General features: G+C 64.5%; 23 protein-coding genes. 17 read left to right on the forward strand and 6 right to left on the reverse strand.

What is annotated here, in order from left to right:
- Nucleotides 1–3: 3 nt before the first annotated feature.
- From OUY36_RS20045 to OUY36_RS20055, 3 genes are all read left to right on the forward strand, one after another.
- Nucleotides 4–918 carry a LysR family transcriptional regulator gene (locus tag OUY36_RS20045; protein WP_267935738.1) on the forward strand — a complete coding sequence of 305 codons (915 nt, stop codon included), beginning with the start codon at nt 4–6 and terminating at the stop codon, nt 916–918.
- Between the two features lie 204 nt (nt 919–1,122).
- Complete coding sequence (locus tag OUY36_RS20050) at nt 1,123–1,839, forward strand: AzlC family ABC transporter permease (RefSeq protein ID WP_267935740.1); 717 nt, start codon at nt 1,123–1,125, stop codon at nt 1,837–1,839.
- Nucleotides 1,829–2,137, forward strand: a complete 309-nt coding sequence (locus OUY36_RS20055; RefSeq protein ID WP_267935742.1) for an AzlD family protein — start codon at nt 1,829–1,831, stop codon at nt 2,135–2,137. The genes OUY36_RS20050 and OUY36_RS20055 overlap by 11 nt, the downstream gene beginning before the upstream one ends.
- Before the next feature lie 116 nt (nt 2,138–2,253).
- On the opposite strand, the gene OUY36_RS20060 is transcribed toward OUY36_RS20055, so the two are convergent.
- The gene (locus OUY36_RS20060; RefSeq protein ID WP_267938219.1) at nt 2,254–2,667 is read right to left on the reverse strand and encodes a winged helix-turn-helix transcriptional regulator; all 414 of its coding nucleotides are present in this window, start codon (nt 2,665–2,667) and stop codon (nt 2,254–2,256) included.
- A 99-nt stretch (nt 2,668–2,766) separates the two neighbouring features.
- On the opposite strand from OUY36_RS20060, the gene OUY36_RS20065 reads away from it, so the two are divergent.
- The 7 genes from OUY36_RS20065 (at nt 2,767) to OUY36_RS20095 (ending at nt 9,883) form a co-directional block, all read left to right on the forward strand.
- Nucleotides 2,767–3,684, forward strand: coding sequence for an aromatic alcohol reductase (locus OUY36_RS20065; RefSeq protein ID WP_267935744.1), 918 nt, complete (start codon nt 2,767–2,769; stop codon nt 3,682–3,684).
- A 398-nt stretch (nt 3,685–4,082) separates the two neighbouring features.
- Nucleotides 4,083–4,898: an NAD-dependent epimerase/dehydratase family protein gene (locus OUY36_RS20070; protein ID WP_267935746.1), complete on the forward strand. Its 816-nt coding sequence runs from the start codon at nt 4,083–4,085 to the stop codon at nt 4,896–4,898.
- A gap of 40 nt (nt 4,899–4,938) precedes the next feature.
- Nucleotides 4,939–5,829 (forward strand): SMP-30/gluconolactonase/LRE family protein, encoded by an 891-nt coding sequence (locus tag OUY36_RS20075; protein ID WP_267935748.1) that lies wholly within the window; start codon nt 4,939–4,941, stop codon nt 5,827–5,829.
- An 80-nt stretch (nt 5,830–5,909) separates the two neighbouring features.
- The gene (locus OUY36_RS20080; RefSeq protein ID WP_267935750.1) at nt 5,910–6,881 is read left to right on the forward strand and encodes a TRAP transporter substrate-binding protein; all 972 of its coding nucleotides are present in this window, start codon (nt 5,910–5,912) and stop codon (nt 6,879–6,881) included.
- 58 nt (nt 6,882–6,939) lie between these two features.
- On the forward strand, nt 6,940–7,467 hold the full coding sequence (locus tag OUY36_RS20085) for a TRAP transporter small permease (RefSeq protein ID WP_156245026.1): 528 nt from the start codon (nt 6,940–6,942) through the stop codon (nt 7,465–7,467).
- Complete coding sequence (locus OUY36_RS20090) at nt 7,467–8,747, forward strand: TRAP transporter large permease (protein ID WP_208216918.1); 1,281 nt, start codon at nt 7,467–7,469, stop codon at nt 8,745–8,747. The genes OUY36_RS20085 and OUY36_RS20090 overlap by 1 nt, the downstream gene beginning before the upstream one ends.
- A gap of 230 nt (nt 8,748–8,977) precedes the next feature.
- Nucleotides 8,978–9,883, forward strand: a complete 906-nt coding sequence (locus tag OUY36_RS20095) for an EamA family transporter (RefSeq protein WP_267935753.1) — start codon at nt 8,978–8,980, stop codon at nt 9,881–9,883.
- 60 nt (nt 9,884–9,943) lie between these two features.
- Here OUY36_RS20095 and OUY36_RS20100 read toward each other — a convergent pair whose 3' ends face one another.
- The 3 genes from OUY36_RS20100 to OUY36_RS20110 all read right to left on the reverse strand — a co-directional run bounded on the left by OUY36_RS20100 (nt 9,944) and on the right by OUY36_RS20110 (nt 13,181).
- Complete coding sequence (locus OUY36_RS20100; protein WP_133455430.1) at nt 9,944–10,696, reverse strand: FadR/GntR family transcriptional regulator; 753 nt, start codon at nt 10,694–10,696, stop codon at nt 9,944–9,946.
- 113 nt (nt 10,697–10,809) lie between these two features.
- Nucleotides 10,810–12,417, reverse strand: coding sequence for an alpha,alpha-trehalase TreF (gene treF / locus OUY36_RS20105; protein WP_267935755.1), 1,608 nt, complete (start codon nt 12,415–12,417; stop codon nt 10,810–10,812).
- Nucleotides 12,414–13,181 carry an SDR family NAD(P)-dependent oxidoreductase gene (locus tag OUY36_RS20110; protein ID WP_110778876.1) on the reverse strand — a complete coding sequence of 256 codons (768 nt, stop codon included), beginning with the start codon at nt 13,179–13,181 and terminating at the stop codon, nt 12,414–12,416. Before OUY36_RS20110 ends, treF begins: the two co-directional genes overlap by 4 nt.
- 203 nt (nt 13,182–13,384) lie before the next feature.
- On the opposite strand from OUY36_RS20110, the gene rarD reads away from it, so the two are divergent.
- On the forward strand, nt 13,385–14,275 hold the full coding sequence (gene rarD, locus OUY36_RS20115) for an EamA family transporter RarD (RefSeq protein WP_063540751.1): 891 nt from the start codon (nt 13,385–13,387) through the stop codon (nt 14,273–14,275).
- Nucleotides 14,276–14,278: 3 nt separating this feature from the next.
- Here the strand turns inward: rarD and OUY36_RS20120 are convergent, their stop codons facing one another.
- On the reverse strand, nt 14,279–14,803 hold the full coding sequence (locus tag OUY36_RS20120; RefSeq protein ID WP_267935758.1) for a glycine cleavage system protein R: 525 nt from the start codon (nt 14,801–14,803) through the stop codon (nt 14,279–14,281).
- 227 nt (nt 14,804–15,030) lie between these two features.
- On the opposite strand from OUY36_RS20120, the gene OUY36_RS20125 reads away from it, so the two are divergent.
- The 6 genes from OUY36_RS20125 to OUY36_RS20150 all read left to right on the forward strand — a co-directional run bounded on the left by OUY36_RS20125 (nt 15,031) and on the right by OUY36_RS20150 (nt 23,438).
- A complete protein-coding gene (locus OUY36_RS20125; RefSeq protein ID WP_200630355.1) occupies nt 15,031–17,211 on the forward strand; it encodes a malate synthase G in 2,181 nt (726 codons plus the stop codon).
- Between the two features lie 205 nt (nt 17,212–17,416).
- Nucleotides 17,417–19,039 (forward strand): methyl-accepting chemotaxis protein, encoded by a 1,623-nt coding sequence (locus OUY36_RS20130; protein ID WP_267935760.1) that lies wholly within the window; start codon nt 17,417–17,419, stop codon nt 19,037–19,039.
- Nucleotides 19,040–19,058: 19 nt separating this feature from the next.
- Entirely contained in the window at nt 19,059–20,198 is a 1,140-nt protein-coding gene (locus OUY36_RS20135; RefSeq protein ID WP_267935762.1) for a porin, read from the forward strand.
- Nucleotides 20,199–20,209: 11 nt separating this feature from the next.
- Entirely contained in the window at nt 20,210–20,614 is a 405-nt protein-coding gene (locus OUY36_RS20140) for a phosphate ABC transporter substrate-binding protein (RefSeq protein WP_200630353.1), read from the forward strand.
- A 185-nt stretch (nt 20,615–20,799) separates the two neighbouring features.
- The gene (locus tag OUY36_RS20145) at nt 20,800–22,734 is read left to right on the forward strand and encodes a putative nucleotidyltransferase substrate binding domain-containing protein (RefSeq protein WP_063540745.1); all 1,935 of its coding nucleotides are present in this window, start codon (nt 20,800–20,802) and stop codon (nt 22,732–22,734) included.
- Nucleotides 22,731–23,438 (forward strand): 3'-5' exonuclease, encoded by a 708-nt coding sequence (locus OUY36_RS20150; protein WP_110778869.1) that lies wholly within the window; start codon nt 22,731–22,733, stop codon nt 23,436–23,438. Before OUY36_RS20145 ends, OUY36_RS20150 begins: the two co-directional genes overlap by 4 nt.
- Before the next feature lie 138 nt (nt 23,439–23,576).
- Here the strand turns inward: OUY36_RS20150 and OUY36_RS20155 are convergent, their stop codons facing one another.
- Nucleotides 23,577–24,095, reverse strand: a complete 519-nt coding sequence (locus OUY36_RS20155) for a hypothetical protein (RefSeq protein WP_102838855.1) — start codon at nt 24,093–24,095, stop codon at nt 23,577–23,579.
- Nucleotides 24,096–24,120 lie beyond the last annotated feature (25 nt).

Below are 24,120 nucleotides of genomic sequence, written 5' to 3' on the forward strand. Positions count from 1 at the left end.
TCAATGTTCGAACTTGCCCAGCTGCGCTGCTTTACCATCCTGGCCAGCGAGCTGAACTTCCGCCGCGCGGCCGAGCGTCTGAACATGACCCAGCCGCCACTGAGCCGGCAGATCCAGTTGCTGGAACATCAGCTCGGCGTCGCGCTGTTCACCCGCAGCACGCGCTCGGTGGCGCTCACCGCCGCCGGCCGCGCCTTCTTCGTCGAGGCTCAGGCGTTGCTCGACCAGGCCCACCGCGCGGCGCAGGGCGCGCGACTGGCCGCATTGGGCGAGAGCGGCTCGCTGACCATCAGCTTCGTGGCCAGCGCGGTCTACGACTTCCTGCCGCGCGCCATCACCCAGGTACGCCGGGAGCGGCCAGGCGTGGCCATCAACCTGCTGGAGACCACCACCTTCGAACAACTGCAGGCACTGCGCGCACGCCGGGTCGACCTGGCGGTGGTGCGCGAGCCGTTGCAGCAGCCGGGGCTGGTCAGCGAATGCCTGCTGCGCGAGCCCTTCGTGCTGGCGACGCCGGTCCGGCACCCGCTGGCGCAGCATCCGGCGCCGACCCTGGAAATGCTCAATGGCGAGCCGTTCATCCTCTATGCCCATGGCGCCTGGCAGCCGTTCAACGAGCTGCACACCGGCTTGTTCCGCGCCAGCGGCATTCAGCCCGAATTCGTCCAGTCGCTGGGCTCGACGCTGACCATCCTCTCGCTGGTCAACGCTGGCCTCGGCCTGGCGCTGGTGCCGCGCGGGGCCGGCGCGATCCGCTTCCAGCATGTGTGCTTTCGCGAACTGCCGCTGCCGGCGGGGATCTGCGCCGAGCTGCACCTGGCCTGGCGCGACGACAACGACAACCCGGCGCTGGAGGCGGCGCGCGATGCCGTGCGTCAGGCGGCCGGCGATATTGCCCAGAGCATGCCGCCGATCTAGCCGCAGCAGGCAAACCAGGCAGGAGCCGCTCGCTCCGTGTCGCCTGAACGGCTCGCCCGCCTCGATGCTGCCGCTGCACCTACGCTGTACCGGCCGATTGGTGCGCAACTGAACTGTTGCGCCGATCGAACTGGTCTTAATCTGGCCGGCCGGGCAATGCACGGACAGCTCCGCCAGTCCAGCGCGCTCAACTGGAGAACTTGCATGACCGACACAGAAACCGAGTTGCATCATTTCGACCGGCGCATGGTCTGGACCGGTTTTCGCCAGCTCGCGCCTATTTCCATCTTCGTCACCCTGTTCGGTGCCGCCTTCGGTCTGGCGGCAGTGCAGAACGGGCTGGACGATTCGGTGATCCTCACGATGAGCGCGCTGGTGTTCGCCGGCGCCTCGCAGTTCGCCGCGCTGGAGCTGTGGGGCACTCAGGTGCCGCTGTTCACCCTGATGGTCACGGTGTTCGCCATCAACGCCCGCCACTTGCTGATGGGCGCCACGCTCTATCCCTGGTTGCGCCAGCTGCCGCCGGGTCGGCGCTACGGGGTGATGCTGATCGCCTCGGACGCCAACTGGGCGATGGCCATGCAGGCCTTCAACCGCAACCGCCCGGGCTTCGGCCTGCTGCTCGGTGGCGGCCTTGCGCTCTGGTCGTTCTGGGTGGTCGGCAGCTGGCTGGGCATCCATTTCGGCAGTGCGGTCAGTGATCCGAAGCGCCTGGGCCTGGACATGGTAATGGGCTGCTTCCTGCTGGCGATGGTGGTCGGCGGCGAAAAGAACCTGCGCATGCTGGTGATCTGGAGCGTTGCCGCCGCCGCCTCGCTGCTCGCCTTCAGCTACCTGCCGGAGAACAGCCACGTGGTGGTGGGCGCGCTGGCCGGTGGCGCGATGGGGCTGCTGTGGCAGGAGAAAGCGCGTGAATCTTGATGCAACGGGCGCCGGCGCGCTGATCGTGGTGCTGGTCATGGCCCTGGTGACCCTGGCGACGCGCTGGGGCGGCGTGCTCGTCATGGCCTTCGTGCCGATCAGCGACCGCGTCCGGCAGTTCATCACCGCCATGTCCGGCTCGGTGCTGGTGGCGATCGTCGCGCCCATAGCCCTGCAGGGGGACGCCGGCGCCCGCCTGGCGCTGCTGGCCACGGCAGCGACCATGCTGGTGCTGAAGAAGCCACTGCCAGCGATTGCCGCCGGCATCGCGGTCGCCGCGCTGGTCCGGCAGTTCTGAAGCGGCTGCCGCTCCAAGCGGGCCCACCGAGGAGCGAGTCTGACTCCGCCGATCCGCCTCGCCGTGGCTACTGTCAGCCCCTCGGCCTGCGCCGAAACAGACCAGCGAACTGAGCGTCAGCGAGCGCTACCTGGGTTGCTCCCGCCAAAACGATCACGGGATGCGCGAAACGCCTCGGCATTCTCCAGCAGCCACATCCACAGCGGCACCATGCGAGCCAGAAAACTCCGGCCAAGCGCCGTCAGCTCGTATTCCACCCGCGGCGGCACTTCCCGGTGGTCGAAGCGCAGAATCAGTCCGTCGCGCTCCAGCTGCCTGAGGCTGCGAGTCAGCATGCGTTGGGTGATGCCGTCCAGGCGGCGGGCCAGCTCGGCATGGCGAAGTTTTCCGCTTACGCCCAACGCGTGCACGATGCCGAGCGACCATCGGTTACCGGCATGCGTCAGCACCTCACGCTTGAGCTTGCCATCCTCGGCGCTGAGCGCCTCGCACGCAGCCTGCGAATAATGGATCACCTCATCTTCGGTCATGTGTTCATGCGGTATCACGCGTGTGCCTTCTTCTGTATGCCCATCGAGAGTGACAGGATAAAACCCGTCCATCGCTAGTCCATCGAGGAGATCGCACATATGCAGTCACTCACCCCTGAAAAGACTGACAACGTCCTGGTACTGGGAGTCGGCGAACTCGGCATGGCCGTGCTCCAGGCACTTGCCGGCCGACCCGAGTCGCGCGTCACGGCAATGTTGCGACCACCCGCTGATGGGCATGACCAGGGCGGATCGCAGGCCGAAACGCTCGAGCACCTCGGGGTCGCCTATGTCCATGCCGATGCAGCTGGCGACTCCGTTGAGCGTCTGGCGCAGCTGTTCAGCGGTTTCGACACGCTGATCAGCTGCCTTGGCTTCGCGGCGGGGCCCGGCATCCAACGCAAACTGACCCAGGCGGCGCTGCAGTCGACCGTGAAGCGCTATATCCCATGGCAGTTCGGCGTCGACTATGACGCCATCGGTCGCGGGAGCCCACAGCCACTGTTCGACGAACAGCTGAACGTACGCGACATGCTGCGTGCGCAAACCCGGCTTCAATGGCAGATCATCTCCACCGGTATGTTCACCAGCTTCCTGTTCGAGCCGGCGCTGGGCGTGGTCGATCTGGACAACGACATCGTTCGCGCTCTCGGCAGCTGGGATACCACTGTGACGGTTACGACCCCGGAGGACATCGGCGACCTGACCGCCCGAGTCGTCTGCGAACCGGTCCAGGGCGACCCGATAGTCTTCTGCGCCGGCGATACCATCAGCTATGGCCAGCTGGCCGACACCATCGAGCGCGTGTTGAGGCGCCCGATGCGGCGTGAGCAATGGACGATCCCGATGCTACGAAACGAGCTGATGGCCGCCCCGGACGACCCCATGCGCAAGTACCGGGCGGTATTTGCCGAGGGCGTGGGAGTCGCCTGGGACAAATCCCTCACCTATAACGCTGAGCGCGGCATTCCGACCACGACGGTCGCTCAATGGGTGGAGCAGCACCTGCTGCGATAGCGTTGCGCGAGCCTCGCACCACACCCGCCCCTGGAGCTGCTGCCATAGGTCGCGGATCATGCCGGATACACTGAAGCGAGCCTGACGATCGCATCGCAGGCGCTAGTTAAGCCGAAGGTGTCCTGTCGCAGGTCTTGCTATTCCGCCAAGTCATCATACAACTATCGTCGAAAACGATGAGCTCGGTTGTCGCCTTCGCCAGGTGTCACCGCCACAGCCAGGGAGCCGCTGGCGGAGAGGCTTAACGCCCACATATGCCAACGGCGCGCACCGGGTGCACCAGCACAGCTGAGCGAATACGACTTTAAGCCTGTTGACATTTAACCAGGCAAATGCTGATATTTGCGCCATGTCATATGACAACAGATGACTTCAAAACAATAACGACAGGCACTCCGATGACCACCACTCAAAATCCCCCGTTCGGCCGCCTTCTGCTCACTGGTGCAGCGGGCGGCCTCGGCAAGGAACTGCGTGAACGTCTGCAGCCCTACGCCCGCATCATCCGATTGTCCGATATCGCGCCCATGGCTCCGGCAGCCGGCGAGCACGAGGAGGTCGTGCCGTGCGACCTCGCCGACAAGGCGGCGGTGCATGCCCTGTGCGAAGGTGTCGACGCCATCGCCCACTTCGGCGGTGTCTCCGTCGAGCGGCCGTTCGAGGAAATCCTCGACGCCAATATCCGCGGCACCTTTCACATCTACGAAGCGGCGCGCCTGCATGGCATCAAGCGTGTGGTCTTCGCCAGCTCCAACCATGTGATCGGCTTCTACCCACAGACCGAAACCCTGGACGCCCAAACACCACGGCGCCCTGACGGCTATTACGGCCTGTCCAAGTCCTATGGCGAGGACATGGCGAGCTTCTACCACGATCGCTACGGCATCGAGACCGTGAGCATTCGCATCGGCTCCTCGTTTCCCGAGCCGGCCAACCGCCGGATGATGAGCACCTGGCTCAGTTTCCGCGATCTCACCGAGCTGATGCGCTGCGCGCTGTTCACGCCAGCGGTGGGCCATACCGTGGTCTACGGCATGTCCGCCAACCGTGACGTGTGGTGGGACAACCATCTGGCGGCGCACCTGGGCTTCCAGGCGCAGGACAGCTCCGAAGCGTTCCGCGACAAGGTCGAGCAGCAACCGCCGTACAGCGCTGACGACCCGGCCGGCATCTACCAGGGCGGCGCCTTCGTCGCGGCCGGCCCCTTCGACTGATCGCCCCCTTCGCCCGCGTACAACAACAAAGAGAAACGCAATGGCCAGTGAAGCTGAACTCATCGCCGACCTGCGCTGCGCCACTGGTGAAAGCCCGGTCTGGGTCGCCGCCGAACAGGCGCTGTACTGGGTCGACATCCCCAACCGCGAGCTGCTGCGCTGGAGCGCTGCCGACGGCCAGGTTTCCCACTGGCAGGGCGAGCAGATGCTGGCCTGCATCGCGCGTCACGGCGACGGCTGGGTGGCTGGCATGGAGAGCGGCTTCTTCGCCCTGCAGACGCGCCCGGACGGCCAACTCGACAGCCGCGCGCTGGCGACCATCGAGCACCAGCTGCCCGAGATGCGCATGAACGATGGCCGCTGCGATCGCCAGGGCCGTTTCTGGGCCGGCAGCATGGCGCTGGACATGGCCGCCGGACATCCGGTCGGCGCGCTCTACCGGCTGGATGGCGATGCCGGCGCTACGTCGCTGCGACCGCAGCTCGATGGCTTCATCGTGCCCAACGGCCTGGCCTTCAGCCCGGATGGACGCACCATGTACCTCTCCGATTCTCATCCCAGCGTGCAGAAGATCTGGGCCTTCGATTACGACACGGACAGCGGCACGCCGACCGGCCGACGCCTGTTCGTCGACATGCTCGACCACCACGGCCGGCCCGACGGCGCCGCGGTGGATGCCGACGGTTGCTATTGGATCTGCGGCAACGATGCCGGGCTGATCCACCGTTTCACCCCCGATGGCCGGCTGGACCGCTCGCTCGCAGTACCGGTGAAGAAACCGACCATGTGCGCCTTCGGCGGCTCGCGTCTGGACACCCTGTTCGTCACCTCGATCCGCCCCGGCGGCGATCTCGGCGACCAGCCGCTGGCCGGGGGCGTCTTCGCCCTGAACCCGGGCGTTACCGGACTGGAGGAACCCACTTTCAACTGACTCACCAGGGAAGGGCCGCTGCGTGCCCAACCTCGCTTCTCGCAACGCTGCACACCAACAAAAACAAGATGGAGAGTGTCATGAACCTCAAACGCAAGTTGCTCGTTACCGCCCTACCCTTCGCCTTCTGCGTCAGCGGGCTGGCGCATGCCATGACGCTGAAGATCGCCGAGATCCACCCGGCCGGCTACCCCACGGTGGTCGCGCAGGAGAACATGGGCAAGAAGATCGCCGAAGCCACCGAGGGCGAGCTGGATTACCGCATGTTCTCCGGTGGCGTCCTCGGCTCAGAAAAGGAAGTGGTCGAGCAGGTGCAGCTCGGTGCCGTGCAGATGACCCGCGTCAGCCTCGGCACCCTCGGACCGGTGGTCCCGGACGTCAACGTGTTCAACATGCCGTTCGTGTTCCGCGACCATGAACACATGCGCAAGGTCATCGATGGCGAGATCGGCCAGGAGATCCTCGACAAGATCACCAATTCCGAATTCAACATGGTCGGCCTGGCCTGGATGGATGGCGGCGTGCGCAACCTCTACACCAAGGAGCCGGTGCGGAGTCTGGAAGACCTCAAGGGCATGAAGATCCGCGTGATCGGCAACCCGATGTTCATCGAAACCTTCAATGCCCTGGGCGCCAGCGGTATCGCCATGGACACCGGCGAGATCTTCAGCGCGCTGCAGAGCGGCGTGATCGACGGTGCCGAGAACAACCCGCCGACCATGCTCGAGCACAACCACTTCCGCAACGCCAAGTACTACAGCCTGACCGGCCACCTGATCCTGCCCGAGCCAATCGTGATCTCCAAGACCACCTGGAACAAGCTCAGTGCCGAGCAGCAGGAGCTGGTGAAGAAGTTCGCCAAGGAAGCGCAGTTCGAAGAGCGCAAGCTGTGGGACGAGAAGTCCGCCGCCAGCGAAGCCAAGCTCAAGGAAGCCGGGGTCGAGTTCATCGAAGTCGAAAAGAAGCCCTTCTTCGACGCGACCGCGCCGATCCGCGAGAAGTACGGCGCGCCCTACGCCGAGCTGATCAAGCGCATCGAAGCCGTTCAGTAATCCTCGTGCAAGCGCATCGCGGCGGCCCGCACCGCCGCGATGCAACCGGTGGAATCTCATGAAAAACCTGGTTCTGGGCGTCAATGACGTCATCTATCGCGCCTGCGTCATCGTCGCCGCCCTGGCGATCGTGATCATGGCGACGATCATCCCCTGGGGCGTGTTCAGCCGTTACGCACTGGGCCAGGGCCTCGGCTGGCCCGAGCCCATCGCCATCCTGCTGATGGTGCTGTTCACCTTCGTCGGCGCCGCCGCCAGCTACCGCGCGGGCGCGCACATGGCCGTGCAGGTGCTCAGTGATCGCCTGCCGCCGCTGGCCCAGCCTTTCGTCGTTCTGTTCGTGCGCCTGGCCATGGCCGCTATCAGCCTGTTCATGCTGATCTGGGGCTACAAGCTGTGCGTTGCCACCTGGAACCAGTACCTCAGCACCCTGCCCTGGATGCGCGTCGGCGTCAGCTATGCGCCGATCCCACTGGGCGGGCTGATCACCCTGCTGTTCGTCATCGAGCAACTGCTGTACGGCGACCAGAGCAAACGCCGGGTCGTCGACTACGAAGCCCGCGAAGAGTCCAAGGAGTCCGTGTAATGGATGCCGTCGTCCTGCTGGGCAGTTTCATCGTCCTTATCCTGCTACGCGTCCCGGTAGCCTACGCCCTCGGCCTGGCCACCCTGGTCGGCGCCTGGTGGATCGATATTCCCCTGCATGCCGTGATGATCCAGATCGCCGGCGGCGTGAACAAATTCTCCCTGCTGGCCATCCCGTTCTTCGTCCTGGCCGGCGCGATCATGGCCGAGGGCGGCATGGCCCGCCGACTGGTGGCCTTCGCCGGCGTGCTGGTGGGTTTCGTCCGTGGCGGGCTGTCGCTGGTCAACATCACCGCCTCGACTTTCTTCGGCGCGATTTCCGGCTCCTCGCTGGCTGATACCGCCTCGGTGGGCTCGGTGCTGATTCCGGAGATGGAAAAGAAGGGCTATCCGCGCGAGTTCTCCACCGCGGTGACCGTCAGCGGCTCGGTGCAGGCGCTGCTCACCCCGCCCAGCCACAACTCGGTGATCTACTCGCTGGCGGCCGGCGGCACCGTATCGATTTCCGCGCTGTTCGTCGCCGGCATCGGCCCTGGCCTGCTGCTCAGCACCGCCATGGCCACGCTCTGCCTGCTGTTCGCGCGCAAGCGCAACTACCCCAAGGGCGAAGTGGTGCCGCTGCGCCAGGCGCTGAAGATCTGCGTCGAGGCGCTGTGGGGGCTGATGACCATGGTGATCATCCTCGGCGGCATCCTCTCCGGCGTGTTCACCGCCACCGAGTCGGCCGCGGTGGCCGTGGTCTGGGCCTTCTTCGTCACCATGTTCATCTACCGCGACTACCAGTGGCGCGAGCTGCCGAAAATGCTGCACCGCACGGTGCGTACGCTTTCCATCGTGATGATCCTGATCGCCTTCGCCGCCAGCTTCGGCTACATCATGACGCTGATGCAGATCCCGGCGAAGATCACCACCGCGTTCCTGACCCTGTCGGACAATCGCTATGTGATTCTCCTGTGCGTCAACGCGATGCTGCTGGTGCTCGGCACGCTGATGGACATGGCGCCGCTGATCCTGATCCTCACGCCGATCCTGCTGCCGGTGGTGACGTCGTTCGGCGTCGACCCGGTGCACTTCGGCATGATCATGCTGGTCAATCTGGGGATCGGGCTGATTACCCCGCCGGTTGGTGCGGTACTCTTCGTCGGTGCCGCCATCGGCAAGGTCAGCATCGAGAACACCGTCAAGGCGCTGCTGCCGTTCTACGCCGCGCTGTTCGCCGTGCTGATGGCCGTGACCTATATCCCGATGATCTCGCTGTGGCTGCCGAGCGTAGTGCTCTGATCCAGCTCACGATCTGCTGCGCGTCGGCCCTCCTGCGTTAAAAACAGGCTCGGAATGCTCATTTACAAAATCTGACGGCACGCAAATGGGAACGAGGACGCCGCCCACCCGGGCGGCGTTTTACTTTGCACACTGACGCAGACACCACCCTGAACTGGCCGCCTAACGCCAAGCCATCCTGCAATCCGAATGCGTAGAACTCTGTACAGGCACTAGAAGGACTGGATTTCATGCAAGCTGCCGCGCCGTTTCCCCGCCATATCTCCGTGCTGATTCTGGCGACCCTGGCCTGCTCGTTCGCCGGCAACCACATCGCCGCGCGCATCGCCTTCGATCACGACACCGGCCTGCTGCTGGCCATGCTCTGTCGCGCCGGCGTGACCCTTGTGGTGCTGGCGGCGCTGGTGCTCTGGCGGCGCGAGTCGCTGCGCCTGAGCCCGGCCACCTGGCGCTGGCAGCTTCTGCTCGGCCTGCTGATCGCGGTGCAGAGCTTCTGCATCTATTCGGCGGTGGCGCGCGTCCCGGTGGCGCTGGCACTGCTGGTGGTGAACCTTTCGCCGATCCTGCTGGCGCTGCTCACCTGGCTCCTCGGCGGCCCAAGGCCGACCCGTCAGGCGCTGGCGATCATGGGTCTGATCCTGTTCGGCCTGGTGCTGGTGCTGGATGTGCCGGCGCGCCTGCTGAGCGCCGAGGCACCGGATGGCCAGTGGGTCGCCGGCATCCTGTTCAGCCTGACGGCCGCCGCGGTGTTCGCGGTGGCGCTGTGGGTGACCGAACACAAGCTGTCGAGCATGGCCGGTTCGGTGCGCAGCATGCTGACGCTGATCGTGGTGTTTCTCGCCTCGGCCCTGCTCGGCAGCAGCGGCCTGATTCCCGGCGGGCTCGGCCTGCCCAACGCCACAGCCGGCTGGATCGCCCTCGCCTGCCTGGTGCTGCTCTACGGCGCGGCCTTCTCGACCTTGTTCATCTGCATGCCACGGCTGAACATCGCGCGCAACGCGCCGGTGATGAACATGGAGCCGGTCGCCGGCATGCTGCTCGGCTGGCTGGTGCTCGGTCAGCTGCTCGGCCCCTCGCAGGTGTTCGGCGGGCTGATCGTGGTCGGCGGCATCGTGCTGCTGGCGTACCGCCGCTAGGGTTCGTGCAGAAGCGTCGCCCGCCGCCGGGCGCGGCAGCTGGCTGACGAGGCGCGGCGGTCAGCCGACCGTGCTCGCCTCAGCTTCCTCATGGGCCTGGCGTAACCGCTCGCGGCTGTTGGTCAAGTGCAGACGCATGGCGGCGCGGGCCGATTCCGGGTCCTGCCGGGCGATGGCCTCGTAGATCTGCTCGTGCTCGCGGCCCAGGCGGGCCTGGTAGTGCTGCTGATCGTCATGGGCCAGGCGCGCAGAGTTGACCCGGCTGCGCGGAATCAGCGTGGTGCCCAGGTGACTCATGATGTCGGTGAAGTAGCGGTTACCGGTGGCCTCGGCGATCTGCAGATGGAACTGGAAGTCCGAGGCCACCGCATCGCTGGAGTGCGCCGCGCTCTGGTTCAGCTGATCGAGGAAGGCACGCATGGCCGCCAGCTGCTCGGGCGTGCGGCGCTGCGCGGCCAGACCGGCCGACTCCACTTCCAGGCTGATGCGCAATTCGAGAATCGCCAGCAGATCGCGCAACGTGCCGATGGTCGCCGGGTCGATGCGCAGTCCGGTGGTGCTCGGCGTATCCAGCACGAAGGTGCCGATACCGTGCCGTGTTTCCACCAGCCCCGAGGCCTGCAGCCGCGAGATCGCCTCGCGCACCACGGTGCGGCTGACGCCCTGTGCCTGCATGATGGCCGACTCGGTCGGCAGCTTGTCGCCACGCTTGATCACCCCATCACGAATCTGCTGCGACAGTTCGGCGACCAGTTCCTGGGCAAGACTGCGATGTTTGCGGCGGGCACGCGGTTGAGCGCTCTGGTTTTCCATGGGCGGCAATCTCTGAAAGCGGAAGCGACGCTTATCATAGCCCAGCAGTTGTACGATAACTATTGATCCATGGCATCCGTGTGGAAATAGCGCCCGTGCGATTGCCAGCTGCGTTAAGCCGGCGCGCTGCGACAATGCCCGGCACGACAGCGGTTGGCCTCGTGATTGGGATCTTCCTGCATCAGTTTGCGGGTGACGCCGTTGGTCCAGCCGAAGCCGTCCTGCAACGGGTATTCGCCGCCGCCGGCATGCTCGGTACAGGGCCGCAGCACGTATTTTTCCACCAGCTTGTTCTCGCGCTCGAACAGGTGACTGACGATGGTCAGCCAGCGCTCCTCGATTTCGAGCGCCAGGGCGTTATGGCCATAGTGCTGCAGGCCACGAATGGCCATCCACTGCAGCGGTGCCCAGCCATTGGGGCGGTCCCACTGCTCGCCGCTGCCGCTGATCTCGGTAGTGGCCAGGCCGCCCGGCGCCAGCAGGCGCTCACGTACCGTCGCCGCCACCGCCGCGGCCTGCTCGGCACCGGCCATGCGCACGAACAATGGCGCGAGGGTCGCGGCGGTGAGGTTGTCGCGAGGCCGGCCACGCTGCCAGTCGTAATCGAAATAGGCACCGCAACGCGGGTTCCACAGGTATCGGTCGATGGCCGCCCGGCGCGATTCGGCACGCTGGGCAAAGGTCTCGGCACAGCTGTGCTGGCCCTTCACCGCCGACAGCTCGGCGATCTGCCGCTCCAGCTTGTAGAGCAGCGCGTTGAGGTCGATCGGCAGGATGCCGGTGGTACGGATGGTCGCCAGCCGATGGGCGTCGTCGAGCCAGCGCGAGCTGAAGTCCCAGCCCGACTCGGCGCCAGCACGCAGATCGCGATAGACCTCGTGCCGCGGCCGGCAGCTGGCCCGCGCAGTCTCGACATCCTCGCGATAGGACTCCTCGCGTGGTGTGTCGCGCTCGTCCCAGTAGCGGTTGAGCACCACCCCGTCCGCCAGACAGACGCAGCGTCGATGCTGCTCGCCTGGGCGCAGCGAGTCGGCACCCTCCATCCAGAAGGCGTATTCCTTGCGCAGTTGCGGCAGGTAGTCGCTGGCGCGGTGGACGCCGGTTTCCTCGAACAGCTCGGTCATCAGGGCGAAGACCGGCGGCTGCGAGCGCCCCAGGTAATAGGTGCGGTTGCCGTTGGGTACGTGGCCGTAGGTGTCGATCAGGTAGGCAAAATTGTCTGCCATCGAGCGCAGCAGATCGCAGTGTCCGCTTTCGTCCAGGCCGAGCATGGTGAAGTAGGAGTCCCAGTAGTACAGCTCGGTAAAGCGCCCGCCTGGTACCACGTAGTCGTACGGCAGCGGCAGCAGCGAGGAATGCGCCGGATGTTCACGTGGATGGCGGGTCAGCACCGGCCAGAGCCGGTCGATGTGCTCGGCCAGGTTGTCGTCGGGGTTGGCGACGAAGTCTCTGGCGGGCATCTCGTAGAGGCTGAAATGCTCGTGAACGAAGGCGGACAGATCGAAGCCGGGCTCGTTGCAGCAGGCGCGGTAGGCCTCGAGGATGGCTTCGGGATGGCGCCGCGGCGCGCAGTCGACGAAGGTCTTGCTGTCGGCAAACACCCGCTGCATTTGCACGGCGACGAACAGCTCCTGGTAGCGATCGGCGGGGCTGAGCGTGTCGGCCCGCGAGATGGCGCTGGTGTCATGACTGAACGGCTGGTTCGGGGGGGTATCGGTCATTGCTCGCTGTAGTTCCATAGCAGGCCGCCATCGACCACCAGTGTAGTCCCGGTGATGTATTCGGCATCCGGTGAGGCGAGAAAGGCGACGACGCCAGCGACGTCGTGCGGGCGGCCGAGACGGCCGGCCGGGATGTTCTGCAGCAGGTTGGCAAGCTTGTCCGGCTGGTTCATCAGCTCGCGGTTGATCGGCGTCTCCACCGCGCCGGGCGCCACGTTGTTCACCGTGATGCCCAGCGGCGCGAGTTCGATGGCGATGTTGCGCATGAGCATCTTCAGCCCGCCCTTGCTCGCGCAGTAGGCGGTGAAGTTGGGATGCGGCAGCTCCTCGTGCACCGAGCTGTTGTTGATGATGCGCCCGCCACGACCCTGCTCGCGCAGGTACTGGGCGAAGGCCTGGGCAAGAAAGAACGGCCCACGCAGGTTGACGTCCAGAACCTGGTCGTAATCCCCCTCCTGTACCTCGAGGAACGCCGCATGCTTCTGCACCCCGGCGTTGTTGACCAGGATGTCCAGCCTGCCCATCTGCGCGATGCTCTCGCGCACCAGCCGGCGGCATTGCCCGACCTCGCCGACATCGGCGGCGATGAAGCACACCCGTCGACCGAGGGCGCGCACCTGCTTCAGGCTTTCGCGGGCCTCGTCGTCCTCCTTGCGGCCGTTGATGACGATATCGGCGCCCTCCTCGGCCAGGCGCACGGCGATGCCGCGGCCGATGCCCTGAGTGCTGCCGGTGACCAGGGCGACCTGATTGTGCAAGCGCATTGCCGTCCTCCGCTCGCGCTGACCCGCGCGCTGCCGTCTCGATTAGCGATGCAGATGAGACGAGGGCAAGCGCCCGAGTGTTCCCCTTTGTTGATCGATCGGACAGTCCGTCGCGCGGGATCGCTCTGTTAGCTGACTAATCTTTCTCTCCCGCAGGCAAAGGCGCAGAATGGCCGGCTCTCCGCTGCCCGTAGAAGGAATTCATGCAAACCGCCGATTTGCGCAAGGGTTATCTGCTGGGGCTGGCCACCTTCAGCATCTGGGGCATGTTTCCGCTCTACTTCAAGGCGCTCGAGCAGTACGGCGCGCTGGAGATCGTCACCCAGCGGGTGATCTGGTCGGCCGTGTTCGGCTCGCTGGTACTGCTGGTCTGGCGCCATCCAGGCTGGTGGCGCGAGTTGCTGGCGCACCCGCGGCGCCTGGGCGTGCTGGGTATCTCCAGCGTGCTGATCGCGGCCAATTGGCTGATCTACGTCTGGGCGGTGAACCACGACCGCATGGTCGAGGCGAGCCTGGGCTACTACATCAATCCACTGGTCAATGTGCTGCTCGGCATGATCGTGCTGCGTGAGCGGCTGCGCCCGCTGCAGTGGCTGGCGGTGGCGATGGCCACCGTCGGTGTCAGTCTGCAGTTGCTGATGCTCGGCGAATTCCCATGGATTTCCATGGTGCTGGCGCTGAGCTTCGGCAGCTACGGCCTGCTGCGCAAGCTGGCACCGGTGGCCGCACTGCCCGGACTGGTGGTGGAAACCTGGATGTTGCTGCCGGTCGCGCTGGTCTGGCTGTTCTGGTTCAGCAGCGGCACGAGCACGGAACCCGCATTCTGGACCAGCACCGACGCGCTCTGGCTGATGGCGGCCGGCCCGGTGACGCTGATCCCGCTGCTCGGCTTCAACGCCGCCGCGCGCCACCTGCCGTATTCGACCCTGGGTTTCCTGCAGTACCTGACGCCGACGCTGCTGCTGATCCTCGCCGTGCAGCTGTTCGGCGAGCCGTTCCCGGTCGACCGGCAACTGGCCTTCTTCTGCATCTGGGCCGGACTTGCGGTGTACAGCCTGGACACCTGGCGCATCATGCGCAAAAGCGCCGGCTGAGCACTACATCCGCTCGGCCGGCTGCAGCTTGAGCTCGACCATCAGGTCGTCGGCAAGGGTTTCCAGGCGCTGCTGCAGCAGCTCCAGCGACAGCTCGCTGGGCACCGCCAGACGCACCTCGGCGCGGAAAAGCAGTTCGCTGCTCATCGGCGCCGGCAGCACCTCGGTATCCAGGCTTTCCAGATTGACGCCGTGCTCGGCGAGCAGGTGGGTGATGTCGCGGACGATGCCCGGGCGATCGTTGCCGACCAGTTCCAGCTGAATTTCCTGCCAGCTTGTTGTCGGCTCCGCACCGCTGTGGGCCAGCAACACGCGAATGCCCTGGGTCTGCAGGCTTTCCAGCGCGGCAGTCAGCTCGGCATGGGCGTCTGCCGGCACGGCCACCCGCAGAATGCCGGCGAACTGCCCGGCCATGCGCGACATGCGGCTCTCCAGCCAGTTGCCGCCATGATCGGCAATGCACTTGGCCAGTCGTTCGACCAGACCGGGCTGATCTTTGGCAATGACGGTGAGAACGAGGTGATCCATGGACTGCTCCTGTGGCGGGATTCGCGCGCCCGATGGCGACGGCCCAATAGGTATAGCAGGCCCCACTCGCGATGACAGCACCGCCTGTACCGGCATGCTCGCAAGGCCGACGCAACCTGCGCTTTCAGCGGACTGATTTTCCCCGACGCTTCATGTAGTATCCGGCGACCTCGGACTACAAAAGCGAAACCGTCCGGCGAAATTAGAAGAACCAAGTGAGGCGAGTAATGACTGAGCGCGTTCAAGTCGGTGGCCTGCAGGTCGCCAAAGTCCTGTATGACTTCGTGAACAACGAGGCGATTCCCGGTACCGGCGTCGATGCCGCCGCCTTCTGGGCTGGCGCCGACAGCGTCATCCACGACCTGGCGCCGAAGAACCGCGCCCTGCTGGCCAAGCGCGACGAGTTACAGGCCAAGATCGACGCCTGGCACCAGGCTCGCGCCGGTCAGGCCCACGATGCCGTGGCGTACAAGGCCTTCCTGCAGGAAATCGGCTACCTGTTGCCGGAAGCCGAAGACTTCCAGGCCACTACCGAGAACGTCGACGAAGAAATCGCCCGCATGGCCGGCCCGCAGCTGGTGGTGCCGATCATGAATGCGCGCTTCGCCCTGAACGCGGCCAACGCTCGCTGGGGCTCGCTGTACGACGCCCTCTACGGCACCGACGCCATCTCCGAAGAAGACGGCGCTACCAAGGGCCCGGGCTACAACGAGATCCGCGGCAACAAGGTCATCGCCTACGCGCGCAACTTCCTCAATGAAGCCGCTCCGCTGGAAACCGGCTCGCACGTCGACTCCACCGGCTACCGCATCGAAGGCGGCAAGCTGGTCGTCTCGCTGAAGGACGGCAGCACCACCGGCCTGAAGAACCCGGCCCAGCTGCAGGGCTTCCAGGGCGAAGCCAGCGCACCGATCGCCGTGCTGCTGAAGAACAACGGCATCCACTTCGAGATCCAGATCGACCCGGCCAGCCCGATCGGCCAGACCGACGCCGCCGGCGTGAAGGACATCCTGATGGAAGCGGCGCTGACCACCATCATGGACTGCGAAGACTCCATCGCCGCCGTCGACGCCGACGACAAGACCATCGTCTACCGCAACTGGCTCGGCCTGATGAAGGGCGACTTGGTCGAGGAGCTGGAAAAGGGCGGCAAGCGCATCACCCGCGCGATGAACCCGGACCGGGTCTACACCAAGGCCGACGGCAACGGCGAGCTGACCCTGCATGGCCGCTCGCTGCTGTTCATCCGTAACGTCGGTCACCTGATGACCAACGACGCCATCCTCGACAAGGAAGGCAATGAAGTGCCGGAAGGCATCATGGACGGCCTGTTCACCAGCCTGATCGCGGTGCACAACCTCAAAGGCAACACCAGCCGCAAGAACACCCGCACCGGCTCGATGTACATCGTCAAGCCGAAGATGCACGGCCCGGAAGAAGTGGCCTTCGCCACCGAACTGTTCGGCCGCGTCGAGGACGTTCTTGGCCTGCCGCGCAACACCCTCAAGGTCGGCATCATGGACGAGGAGCGTCGTACCACGATCAACCTCAAGGCCTGCATCAAGGAAGCGCGCGAGCGCGTGGTGTTCATCAACACCGGCTTTCTCGACCGCACCGGTGACGAGATCCACACCTCCATGGAAGCCGGCCCGATGGTGCGCAAGGCGGCCATGAAAGCCGAGAAGTGGATCAGCGCCTACGAGAACAACAACGTCGACGTCGGTCTGGCCTGCGGCCTGCAGGGCAAGGCGCAGATCGGCAAGGGCATGTGGGCCATGCCTGACCTGATGGCCGCGATGCTCGAGCAGAAGGTCGGCCACCCCATGGCCGGCGCCAACACCGCCTGGGTACCGTCGCCGACCGCTGCCACCCTGCACGCCATGCACTACCACAAGATCGACGTGCAGGCGCGTCAGGTCGAACTGGCCAAGCGCGAGAAGGCGTCCATCGACGACATCCTCACCATCCCGCTGGCGCAAGACACCAACTGGAGCGAGGAAGAAAAGCGCAACGAGCTGGACAACAACTCGCAGGGCATCCTCGGCTACATGGTTCGCTGGGTCGAACAGGGCGTCGGCTGCTCCAAGGTTCCGGACATCAACGACATCGCGCTGATGGAAGACCGCGCCACCCTGCGTATCTCCAGCCAGCACGTGGCCAACTGGATGCGCCATGGCGTGGTGACCAAGGATCAGGTGATCGAGAGCCTCAAGCGCATGGCCCCGGTAGTCGACCGCCAGAACCAGGGTGACCCGCTGTACCGCCCGATGGCGCCGGACTTCGACAACAGCGTGGCCTTCCAGGCCGCGCTGGAGCTGGTCCTCGAAGGCACCAAGCAGCCCAACGGCTACACCGAGCCGGTGCTGCACCGCCGCCGCCGCGAGTTCAAGGCCAAGAACGGCCTGTAACCCGCCAAGCCGCTGCAGAAAGAACCGCCCTTCGGGGCGGTTTTTTTATGCCCGTAATCCGGCCGACGGTCCTCAAGTTAGGCCTGTTACAACCGATAACGTGACCCGAATATCGTTTTCGGTCACACTTGCGCCGCCAAAGTAGCATTTGGCCATCAACGTGCTCTTCCTGGTACCCGTAAGCCCCTGCACTGGAGTTCGCTGCATGCTGAAGAACCTCTCGCTGACCGCCAAGCTTTCCCTGGTCCCGGCCGTCGCCCTGCTCGGCCTCGTGCTGTATGTGGTCTACACCTCGCTGCAGCTTTCGGCGACCGACTCGCGCCTGGTCCTGCTGGAGACCCGCAGCTACCCGACGCTGGAAAAGGCCGACGCGGTGATCTTCCAGTTCTCCCGCGTGCCGGCGTTGCTGAACAATGCAGTGGCGGCGGGCGAGCCGGGCATTCTCGACGAAGCGCGCGACGTGCTGCAGCAGATCGACAGCCAGCAGCAAGCCTTGGCGTCGCTGCTGAGCGAGCAGCGCCAGCAGCATCAGGCCCTGAGCGACTGGCGCAAGGCCGTGCGCGACTACGCCGACAATGCCCTCGCCGCCTCTTCCAAGCTGATCGACGGCAGCGCCTCGTTCGACGACCTGCGCCCCAGTCTGGATCGCATGGCCAGTGACCTGGCGCAGGCGCAGAAGCTCGCCAGCGACTTCCGTGCTCAGGCCTACGCCGATTTTCAGCAGACCCTGGTGCAAACCCGCGAAGCCAACGCGGCGACCACCCGCCTGGGCATCATTCTCAGCCTGGTGCTGGTGGTACTGGTCAGCCTCGGAGCCTGGCTGGTGATTCGCAGCGTGATGGTCAACATCCGCGGGGTGATCGCCTCGCTGCAATCGATCGCCCGCGGCGACGGCGATCTGACCCAGCGCGTCAACGTCGAGTCCAACGACGAGATCGGCGCCATGATCGAGCTGTTCAACAGCTTTCTCGACAAGCTGCAGCGCACCATCCGCCAGATCATCGAGGCCGCCGCCCCGCTCGGCCAGGTCTCCAAGGACCTCTACCAGCTCACCCAGGGCTCGGAGGAAAACGCCAAGTCGCAACAGCACCACACCGATTCGATCAGCCGCGACATCCTGACCATGACCGGCAGCATTCAGGAAGTCGCGCAGCGCTCGCAGCAGGCATCCGACGAGGCCAATTCCGCAGCGCGCCAGGCGGCGACGGCACGCGAGCACGTCGGCAGTCTGTCGACCGGCATCAACGACCTGGGCGACAGCGTGATGGGCGCGGTCAAGGCCATGGAACAGCTGGAGGAAGAAACCCAGGAAGTCGGCTCGGTACTGACCGTGATCCGCAGCATCGCCGAACAGACCAACCTGTTGGCCTTGAACGCCGCCATCGAGGCCGCCCGCGCCGGCGAGCAGGGCCGCGGCTTCGCCGTGGTCGCCGACGAAGTGCGCAATCTGGCGCAGAAGACTGCTGCCTCCACCGCCGAGATCCAACAGATCATCCAGCGCCTGCAGAACAGCGCCAACACCGTGCTCAACGTGATGACCAGCAACGGCGAGAAATCCCGCGCCAGCATCGAGCGTTCCATCGAAGCCACACAGCTGCTGGAAGCCATCGCCGGCACGGTCAACCAGATCGACGAACTCAACGCCGGCATCGCCCAGTTCACACAGGAACAGATCGGCCTGTCGAGTTCCATCAGACAAGAAACCCAAGTGTTGCAGCAGGACGCACAAGCAACCGCAAACGGCGCCGAAGCCACCGCCCGCCTTGGCGAACAACTGGTGAGTACCGGAGACCACCTGCGCGCGGCTACGAGCCAATTCCGTGTTTAACGATTTTTTGGAGCATCCAATGACTGCACTTCGTGTCGCCGGTCTGGCAGCTATCTGCCTGGCCGCCACCCCTGCCTTTGCCCTGGAACAGGGTGAACATCGCTTCAACGGTTTCGGTACCGTCGGTTTCACCCATCTCGGCGGCGAAGATGACGGTCGCAGCTATGGCGTCCAGGGTCAGACCAACGATTCCTGGCGCGGCGATCAGCTGTCCAAGTTCGGTGCCCAGCTGAGCTACGGCATCACCGACACGCTGGGCGTGACCGTGCAGGCCACAGCCAAGGCGCAACAGGACGAGTGGAAAGCCAACCTGGAATGGGCCTACCTGTCGCTGCAGGCCAACGACCAGTTGATGCTCCGCGCCGGCCGCCTGCGCAGCCCGGTCTACATGTATTCCGAAAGCCTCGACGTGGGCTACAGCTACCCCTGGCTGCGCCTGCCCGACGAGGTCTACAGCCAGGTTCAGGTGACTAACTACGAAGGCGTCGATGCGGTCTACACCATGCCGCTGTCGTACGGTTCGGTGACCTTCCAGCTCGCCGGCGGCCAGGCGAAGAACCGTGACTACTACGCCTACGACGAGCAGTTCGATATCGACTACGGCAAGCTGTTCGGCGCCAGCGTCAGCCTGGCCAGCAACGACTTCGGCACGCTGCGCATCGGCTATGTCGAGGCGGATATCAAGACCGACATCAGCGGCACGGTGGATGTTGGCGGCGGCATGATGCGAACCCTCAGCCTGCTGGATCTGGACAAGGAAAAAGGCAAGTTCACCTCGATCGGCTACCAGTACGACAACGGTACCTGGGTCAGCAGCAACGAGTGGACCTCGCGCATGATCGAGAACGATGATATGGAATCCATCGACTCGTTCTACCTGATGGGCGGCCGTCGTTTCGGCGATTTCCTGCCTCACCTTACCTACGCGCAGCTGGATGACAACGGCGGTCGCCAGAGCTCCTGGACCCTGGGCCTGAACTACCAGGCTGCACCGACCGTGGTGGTCAAGGGCGAGTACAAGCGCGTCGATACCAAGAACGGCTACGACGGCGTGTTCACCCGCAACGCACAGGAAGTATTCGAGAACGCCGTCGGGATCGCCCCGGCCCGCAACTACGACGGCGACATCGTCTCCGTCGGCGTCGATTTCGTATTCTGAGGAGCGTCCAGATGAAAGCATCCATTCGCACCCTCGGCGCTGCCATGCTGCTCGGCCTGGCTTCCCTGGCGCAGGCCGAAGTGGCCGTGATCGTCAATCCCGGCGCGGCCAAGGCACCGTCGCAGTCGGAAGTAGCCAACATCTTCCTGGGCAAGGACAAGTCCATGAAGGGCGTCGACCAGGGGGGCTGGAACCCGGCCAAGGAAGCCTTCTACGCCGGCGTGACCAGCAAGAACGAGTCGCAGCTCAAGTCCTACTGGTCGGGTCTGATCTTCACCGGCAAGGGCCAGCCCCTGCCCAGCGTCGCCGACGACGCGGCGGTGATGGCCAAGGTAGCCGCCGAAGCCGACGCCATCGGCTACGTCGACGCCTCGGCAGTAAACGGCTCGGTCAAGGTGCTGTTCACCCTGCCCTGAGCTCGATGACGAAGCAAAGGAGCCGGCCCCAGTGGCCGGCTTTCTTATGCCTGAAATTCAACGCAACAGCTCGAAACATGAGGCTGATCCCGATCAGCTTTCCTAGCGTCCGCGCTGACTAGACTTACGTCCAATTGGGTCTGGCCGACCCGCAGCCCACCATTAATAAAAAGTGGAAGCCAAACATGAGCACACCCGACGCCTTCTCCCAGGCAGGGAAGACGGCTGTACTGCAGAACATCCATGGAACCATGGAGTTTCTGCGCAAGTACGCCCCGTTCAACCAGATGGAGCCGGCCCATCTGGCTTACCTGGTGGAGAACTGCGAGCTGCGCTTCTACGCCGAGGGCGACTGCATCATTTCGCCCGAGGACGGTGTGGTACAGCACTTCTATATCGTCAAGCAGGGCCGCGTTCACGGTCAGCGCCCGCATACCGCCAAGCGCGGCACCGACACCACCTTCGAGGTCATCGTCGGCGAATGCTTCCCGATGGCCGCGCTGATGGGCGAGCGAGCCACCCGTACCGCGCACCTGGCGGCCGAGGACACCTTCTGTTTCCTGCTGAACAAGCCTGCCTTCGTCAAGCTGGTCTCCAGCTCCGACGTGTTTCGCGATTTCGCCATACGCGGCGTCAGCAGCCTGCTCGACCTGGTCAACCAACAGGCGCAGATGCGTGCGGTGGAAAGCCTCGGTGAGAACTTCTCGCTGGAAACCAGCATCGGCGAGCTGGCCCTGCATCACCCGGTGTCCTGCCTGCCGAGCCGGCCGCTCAACGAAGCGGTGGCGATGATGCAGGAGGAGAACGTCGGCAGCATCGTCATCGTCGATGAAGCGCTGCACCCCCAGGGCATCTTCACTCTGCGCGACCTGCGTCGCGCCATCGGCACCGGCACCACCGATCTGAGCCAGCCGATCTCGCAGTTCATGACGCACGATCCATTCTATCTGCCGCCCGACGCCACCGCCTTCGACGCGGCGATCGCCATGACCGAGCGGCATATCGCCCATGTCTGCGTCGTCGATAACGGGCTGCTGCGCGGCGTGATCTCCGAGCGCGACCTGTTCTCCCTGCAGCGGGTCGACCTGGTGCACCTGGCACAGACGATTCGGCATGCCGATCATGTCGATGCACTGGTGGTCATCCGCAGCCGCATTCGCCAGCTGGTCGACAACATGCTCGCCCATGGCGCGTCATCGACGCAGATCACCCGCATCGTCACCCTGCTCAATGATCACACCGTCTGCCGCGTCATCGAGCTGGCGATCAAGCACATGGGCGATCCGGGCGTTCCGTTCACCTGGCTGTGCTTCGGCAGCGAGGGTCGACAGGAGCAGACGCTGCACACCGACCAGGACAACGGCATGCTTTTCGAGGCCGCCGATGCCGCCGAGGCTGCGCATATCCGCGGCCGGCTGCTGCCGCTGGCCGAGCGGATCAACCGCGACCTGGATACCTGCGGCTTTACCCTGTGCAAAGGCAACATCATGGCCAGCAACCCGCAGCTGTGCCTGTCGCGACAGGAATGGAGTCGGCGCTTCAGCTCGTTCGTTCGTGAGGCGACGCCGGAAAACCTGCTCGGTAGCACCATCTATTTCGATCTGCGCAGCATCTGGGGCCCTTCCGAGGGCTGCGAGCAACTGCGCCAGGACCTGCTCGAGGAGATCGGCGACAACAGCCTGTTCCAGCGCATGATGGCCGAAAACGCCCTGCGCCATCGTCCGCCGGTGGGCCGCTTCCGTGACTTCGTGGTGGCCCGCAAAGGCGACGGCAAGGACACGCTGGACCTCAAGGTGCAGGGCCTGACGCCGTTCGTCGATGGTGCACGACTACTGGCGCTGAGCAATGGCATCGGCAACTGCAACACGCTCGAACGACTGCGCAAACTGGTCGAAAAGGGCGTGATCGAAAAGAAGGACGGTGCGGCCTACGAAGAGGCCTATCATTTCATTCAGCAGACCCGCATGCAGCACCACCAGCAGCAGGCACGCGACGGACTGCCCTATTCCAACCGCCTGGACCCGGATACGCTCAACGTGCTCGACCGCCGGATCCTGCGTGAGTCCTTCCGTCAGGCCCAGCGTCTACAGGCCAGTCTCGCGGTGCGCTATCAGCTATGAGTATGTTCTGGTTCAACCCACGCGGGCCGAAACTATCCCTGGAGCAGCAACAGCGCGTTGCCGAGCTGCAGCGGCCGTCTCCTCCCAAAGCCGTGCCTCTGCGCGAGCAACGGCTGGTTGTCCTGGATCTGGAAACCACCGGCTTGCATCTCAAGCGCGACCTGGTGATCGCCATCGGCGCAGTGGTAATCGAGAACGGCGCCATCGCCTATTCCCAGCAGTTCGAATGCACGCTCTGCCGCCAGGTCAAGGTAAACGAAAGCGTACTGATCCATGGCATCGCGCCCAGCGAACTGGCCAGCGGCCTGCCGCCGGCAGAGGCTCTGCTGAGCTTCATGGAGTTCGCCGGCGACAGCGTCATCCTGGCCTTTCACTCCCCGTTCGATCAGCGCATGCTGGCCCGCGCGCTGAAACAGGAGCTTGGCTATAACCTGGAACACAGCTTTCTCGATGTAGCCGATCTGGCGCCCATGCTGTTTCCGGAAGCGATGATTCATCGCGGCGGGTTGGACCACTGGCTCGGTTACTTCAACATCCACATTCCGCAACGCCACAATGCCGCAGCCGACGCCATGGCTACAGCTGAGATCGCCCTGATCCTGCTGAATCGCGCGCAGCGCACCGGACTCCAGCGTTTCGACGAACTGGCTCAGCGGCTCAGATGCTGGCAGCGCGCACGCAAGGCGGCGTTCAACTCGATCTGATGCCACGACCGCGCCGCGACGTGGCGGCAGGTGGCCTCGGTCACGCGGACTTCGGCCCGCTCCGATTCGCGCCACGCCGTGGCAGGCACCGAACACCGGTGGCCGGTGCGTGGTGCCTGGCTCTGCTGGTATATCCCGTCAACGGTCACGTTCACAGATGGCCTGGTACAGCGGTGAATCGCTTTCCAGCTCGGTCAGCGTTTCGACCTTGGCCTCTCCGGCATCGTTGAGCCTGAACATGGCCCTCTCGCTGCAGATCAGCTGATAGCTGGCGCTCTTCACGACCGACGTCAGGTGTTGCTTCTCAAAACGGTACAGCACGAAGCGGCCGAGGCGGCCTTGAGTGGTGTCCTGTACCTGGGCATTCGCACCGTCCAGCACGGTATAGGCCAACGGCATCGGATAGATCATCGTCCATGGGCGCCAGAGCATTTCGCCCTCTTCGCTCCTGACCACCAGCGATCCTTCCGGCAGGCGCGCTTGCGTGGTTTCGAACCAGGTGTACTCGTAATGGATGGTGTAACTCAGCATTCCCAGACCGGCGCAGACGGGAATGATCCATTTCGGCAGTCGCTTACGCGTCAGTGAGCGCAGCAGCAGGCCAATACCGGCTCCCGCCACACCTGCGACGATTGCCGCGATTAGATGCCAGAACATATACGACTCCCCCTAAAAAAATCGG

This window comes from Stutzerimonas sp. R40042 (assembly GCF_026642215.1).
Taxonomy (GTDB): domain Bacteria; phylum Pseudomonadota; class Gammaproteobacteria; order Pseudomonadales; family Pseudomonadaceae; genus Stutzerimonas; species Stutzerimonas frequens.

What these genes read in the sequence shown, in the direction of transcription:
- OUY36_RS20060 (WP_267938219.1), bottom strand. Translation starts at nt 2,667, where the DNA reads ATGACCGAAGATGAGGTGATCCATTATTCGCAGGCTGCGTGCGAGGCG.
- OUY36_RS20110 (WP_110778876.1), bottom strand. Translation starts at nt 13,181, where the DNA reads ATGCGCTTGCACAATCAGGTCGCCCTGGTCACCGGCAGCACTCAGGGC.
- OUY36_RS20090 (WP_208216918.1), top strand. Translation starts at nt 7,467, where the DNA reads ATGGATGCCGTCGTCCTGCTGGGCAGTTTCATCGTCCTTATCCTGCTA.
- OUY36_RS20065 (WP_267935744.1), top strand. Translation starts at nt 2,767, where the DNA reads ATGCAGTCACTCACCCCTGAAAAGACTGACAACGTCCTGGTACTGGGA.
- OUY36_RS20050 (WP_267935740.1), top strand. Translation starts at nt 1,123, where the DNA reads ATGACCGACACAGAAACCGAGTTGCATCATTTCGACCGGCGCATGGTC.
- OUY36_RS20145 (WP_063540745.1), top strand. Translation starts at nt 20,800, where the DNA reads ATGAGCACACCCGACGCCTTCTCCCAGGCAGGGAAGACGGCTGTACTG.
- OUY36_RS20045 (WP_267935738.1), top strand. Translation starts at nt 4, where the DNA reads ATGTTCGAACTTGCCCAGCTGCGCTGCTTTACCATCCTGGCCAGCGAG.
- OUY36_RS20140 (WP_200630353.1), top strand. Translation starts at nt 20,210, where the DNA reads ATGAAAGCATCCATTCGCACCCTCGGCGCTGCCATGCTGCTCGGCCTG.
- OUY36_RS20080 (WP_267935750.1), top strand. Translation starts at nt 5,910, where the DNA reads ATGAACCTCAAACGCAAGTTGCTCGTTACCGCCCTACCCTTCGCCTTC.
- OUY36_RS20095 (WP_267935753.1), top strand. Translation starts at nt 8,978, where the DNA reads ATGCAAGCTGCCGCGCCGTTTCCCCGCCATATCTCCGTGCTGATTCTG.
- OUY36_RS20085 (WP_156245026.1), top strand. Translation starts at nt 6,940, where the DNA reads ATGAAAAACCTGGTTCTGGGCGTCAATGACGTCATCTATCGCGCCTGC.
- OUY36_RS20070 (WP_267935746.1), top strand. Translation starts at nt 4,083, where the DNA reads ATGACCACCACTCAAAATCCCCCGTTCGGCCGCCTTCTGCTCACTGGT.
- OUY36_RS20150 (WP_110778869.1), top strand. Translation starts at nt 22,731, where the DNA reads ATGAGTATGTTCTGGTTCAACCCACGCGGGCCGAAACTATCCCTGGAG.
- OUY36_RS20130 (WP_267935760.1), top strand. Translation starts at nt 17,417, where the DNA reads ATGCTGAAGAACCTCTCGCTGACCGCCAAGCTTTCCCTGGTCCCGGCC.
- OUY36_RS20125 (WP_200630355.1), top strand. Translation starts at nt 15,031, where the DNA reads ATGACTGAGCGCGTTCAAGTCGGTGGCCTGCAGGTCGCCAAAGTCCTG.
- OUY36_RS20120 (WP_267935758.1), bottom strand. Translation starts at nt 14,803, where the DNA reads ATGGATCACCTCGTTCTCACCGTCATTGCCAAAGATCAGCCCGGTCTG.
- OUY36_RS20100 (WP_133455430.1), bottom strand. Translation starts at nt 10,696, where the DNA reads ATGGAAAACCAGAGCGCTCAACCGCGTGCCCGCCGCAAACATCGCAGT.
- OUY36_RS20075 (WP_267935748.1), top strand. Translation starts at nt 4,939, where the DNA reads ATGGCCAGTGAAGCTGAACTCATCGCCGACCTGCGCTGCGCCACTGGT.
- OUY36_RS20135 (WP_267935762.1), top strand. Translation starts at nt 19,059, where the DNA reads ATGACTGCACTTCGTGTCGCCGGTCTGGCAGCTATCTGCCTGGCCGCC.
- OUY36_RS20155 (WP_102838855.1), bottom strand. Translation starts at nt 24,095, where the DNA reads ATGTTCTGGCATCTAATCGCGGCAATCGTCGCAGGTGTGGCGGGAGCC.
- treF (WP_267935755.1), bottom strand. Translation starts at nt 12,417, where the DNA reads ATGACCGATACCCCCCCGAACCAGCCGTTCAGTCATGACACCAGCGCC.
- rarD (WP_063540751.1), top strand. Translation starts at nt 13,385, where the DNA reads ATGCAAACCGCCGATTTGCGCAAGGGTTATCTGCTGGGGCTGGCCACC.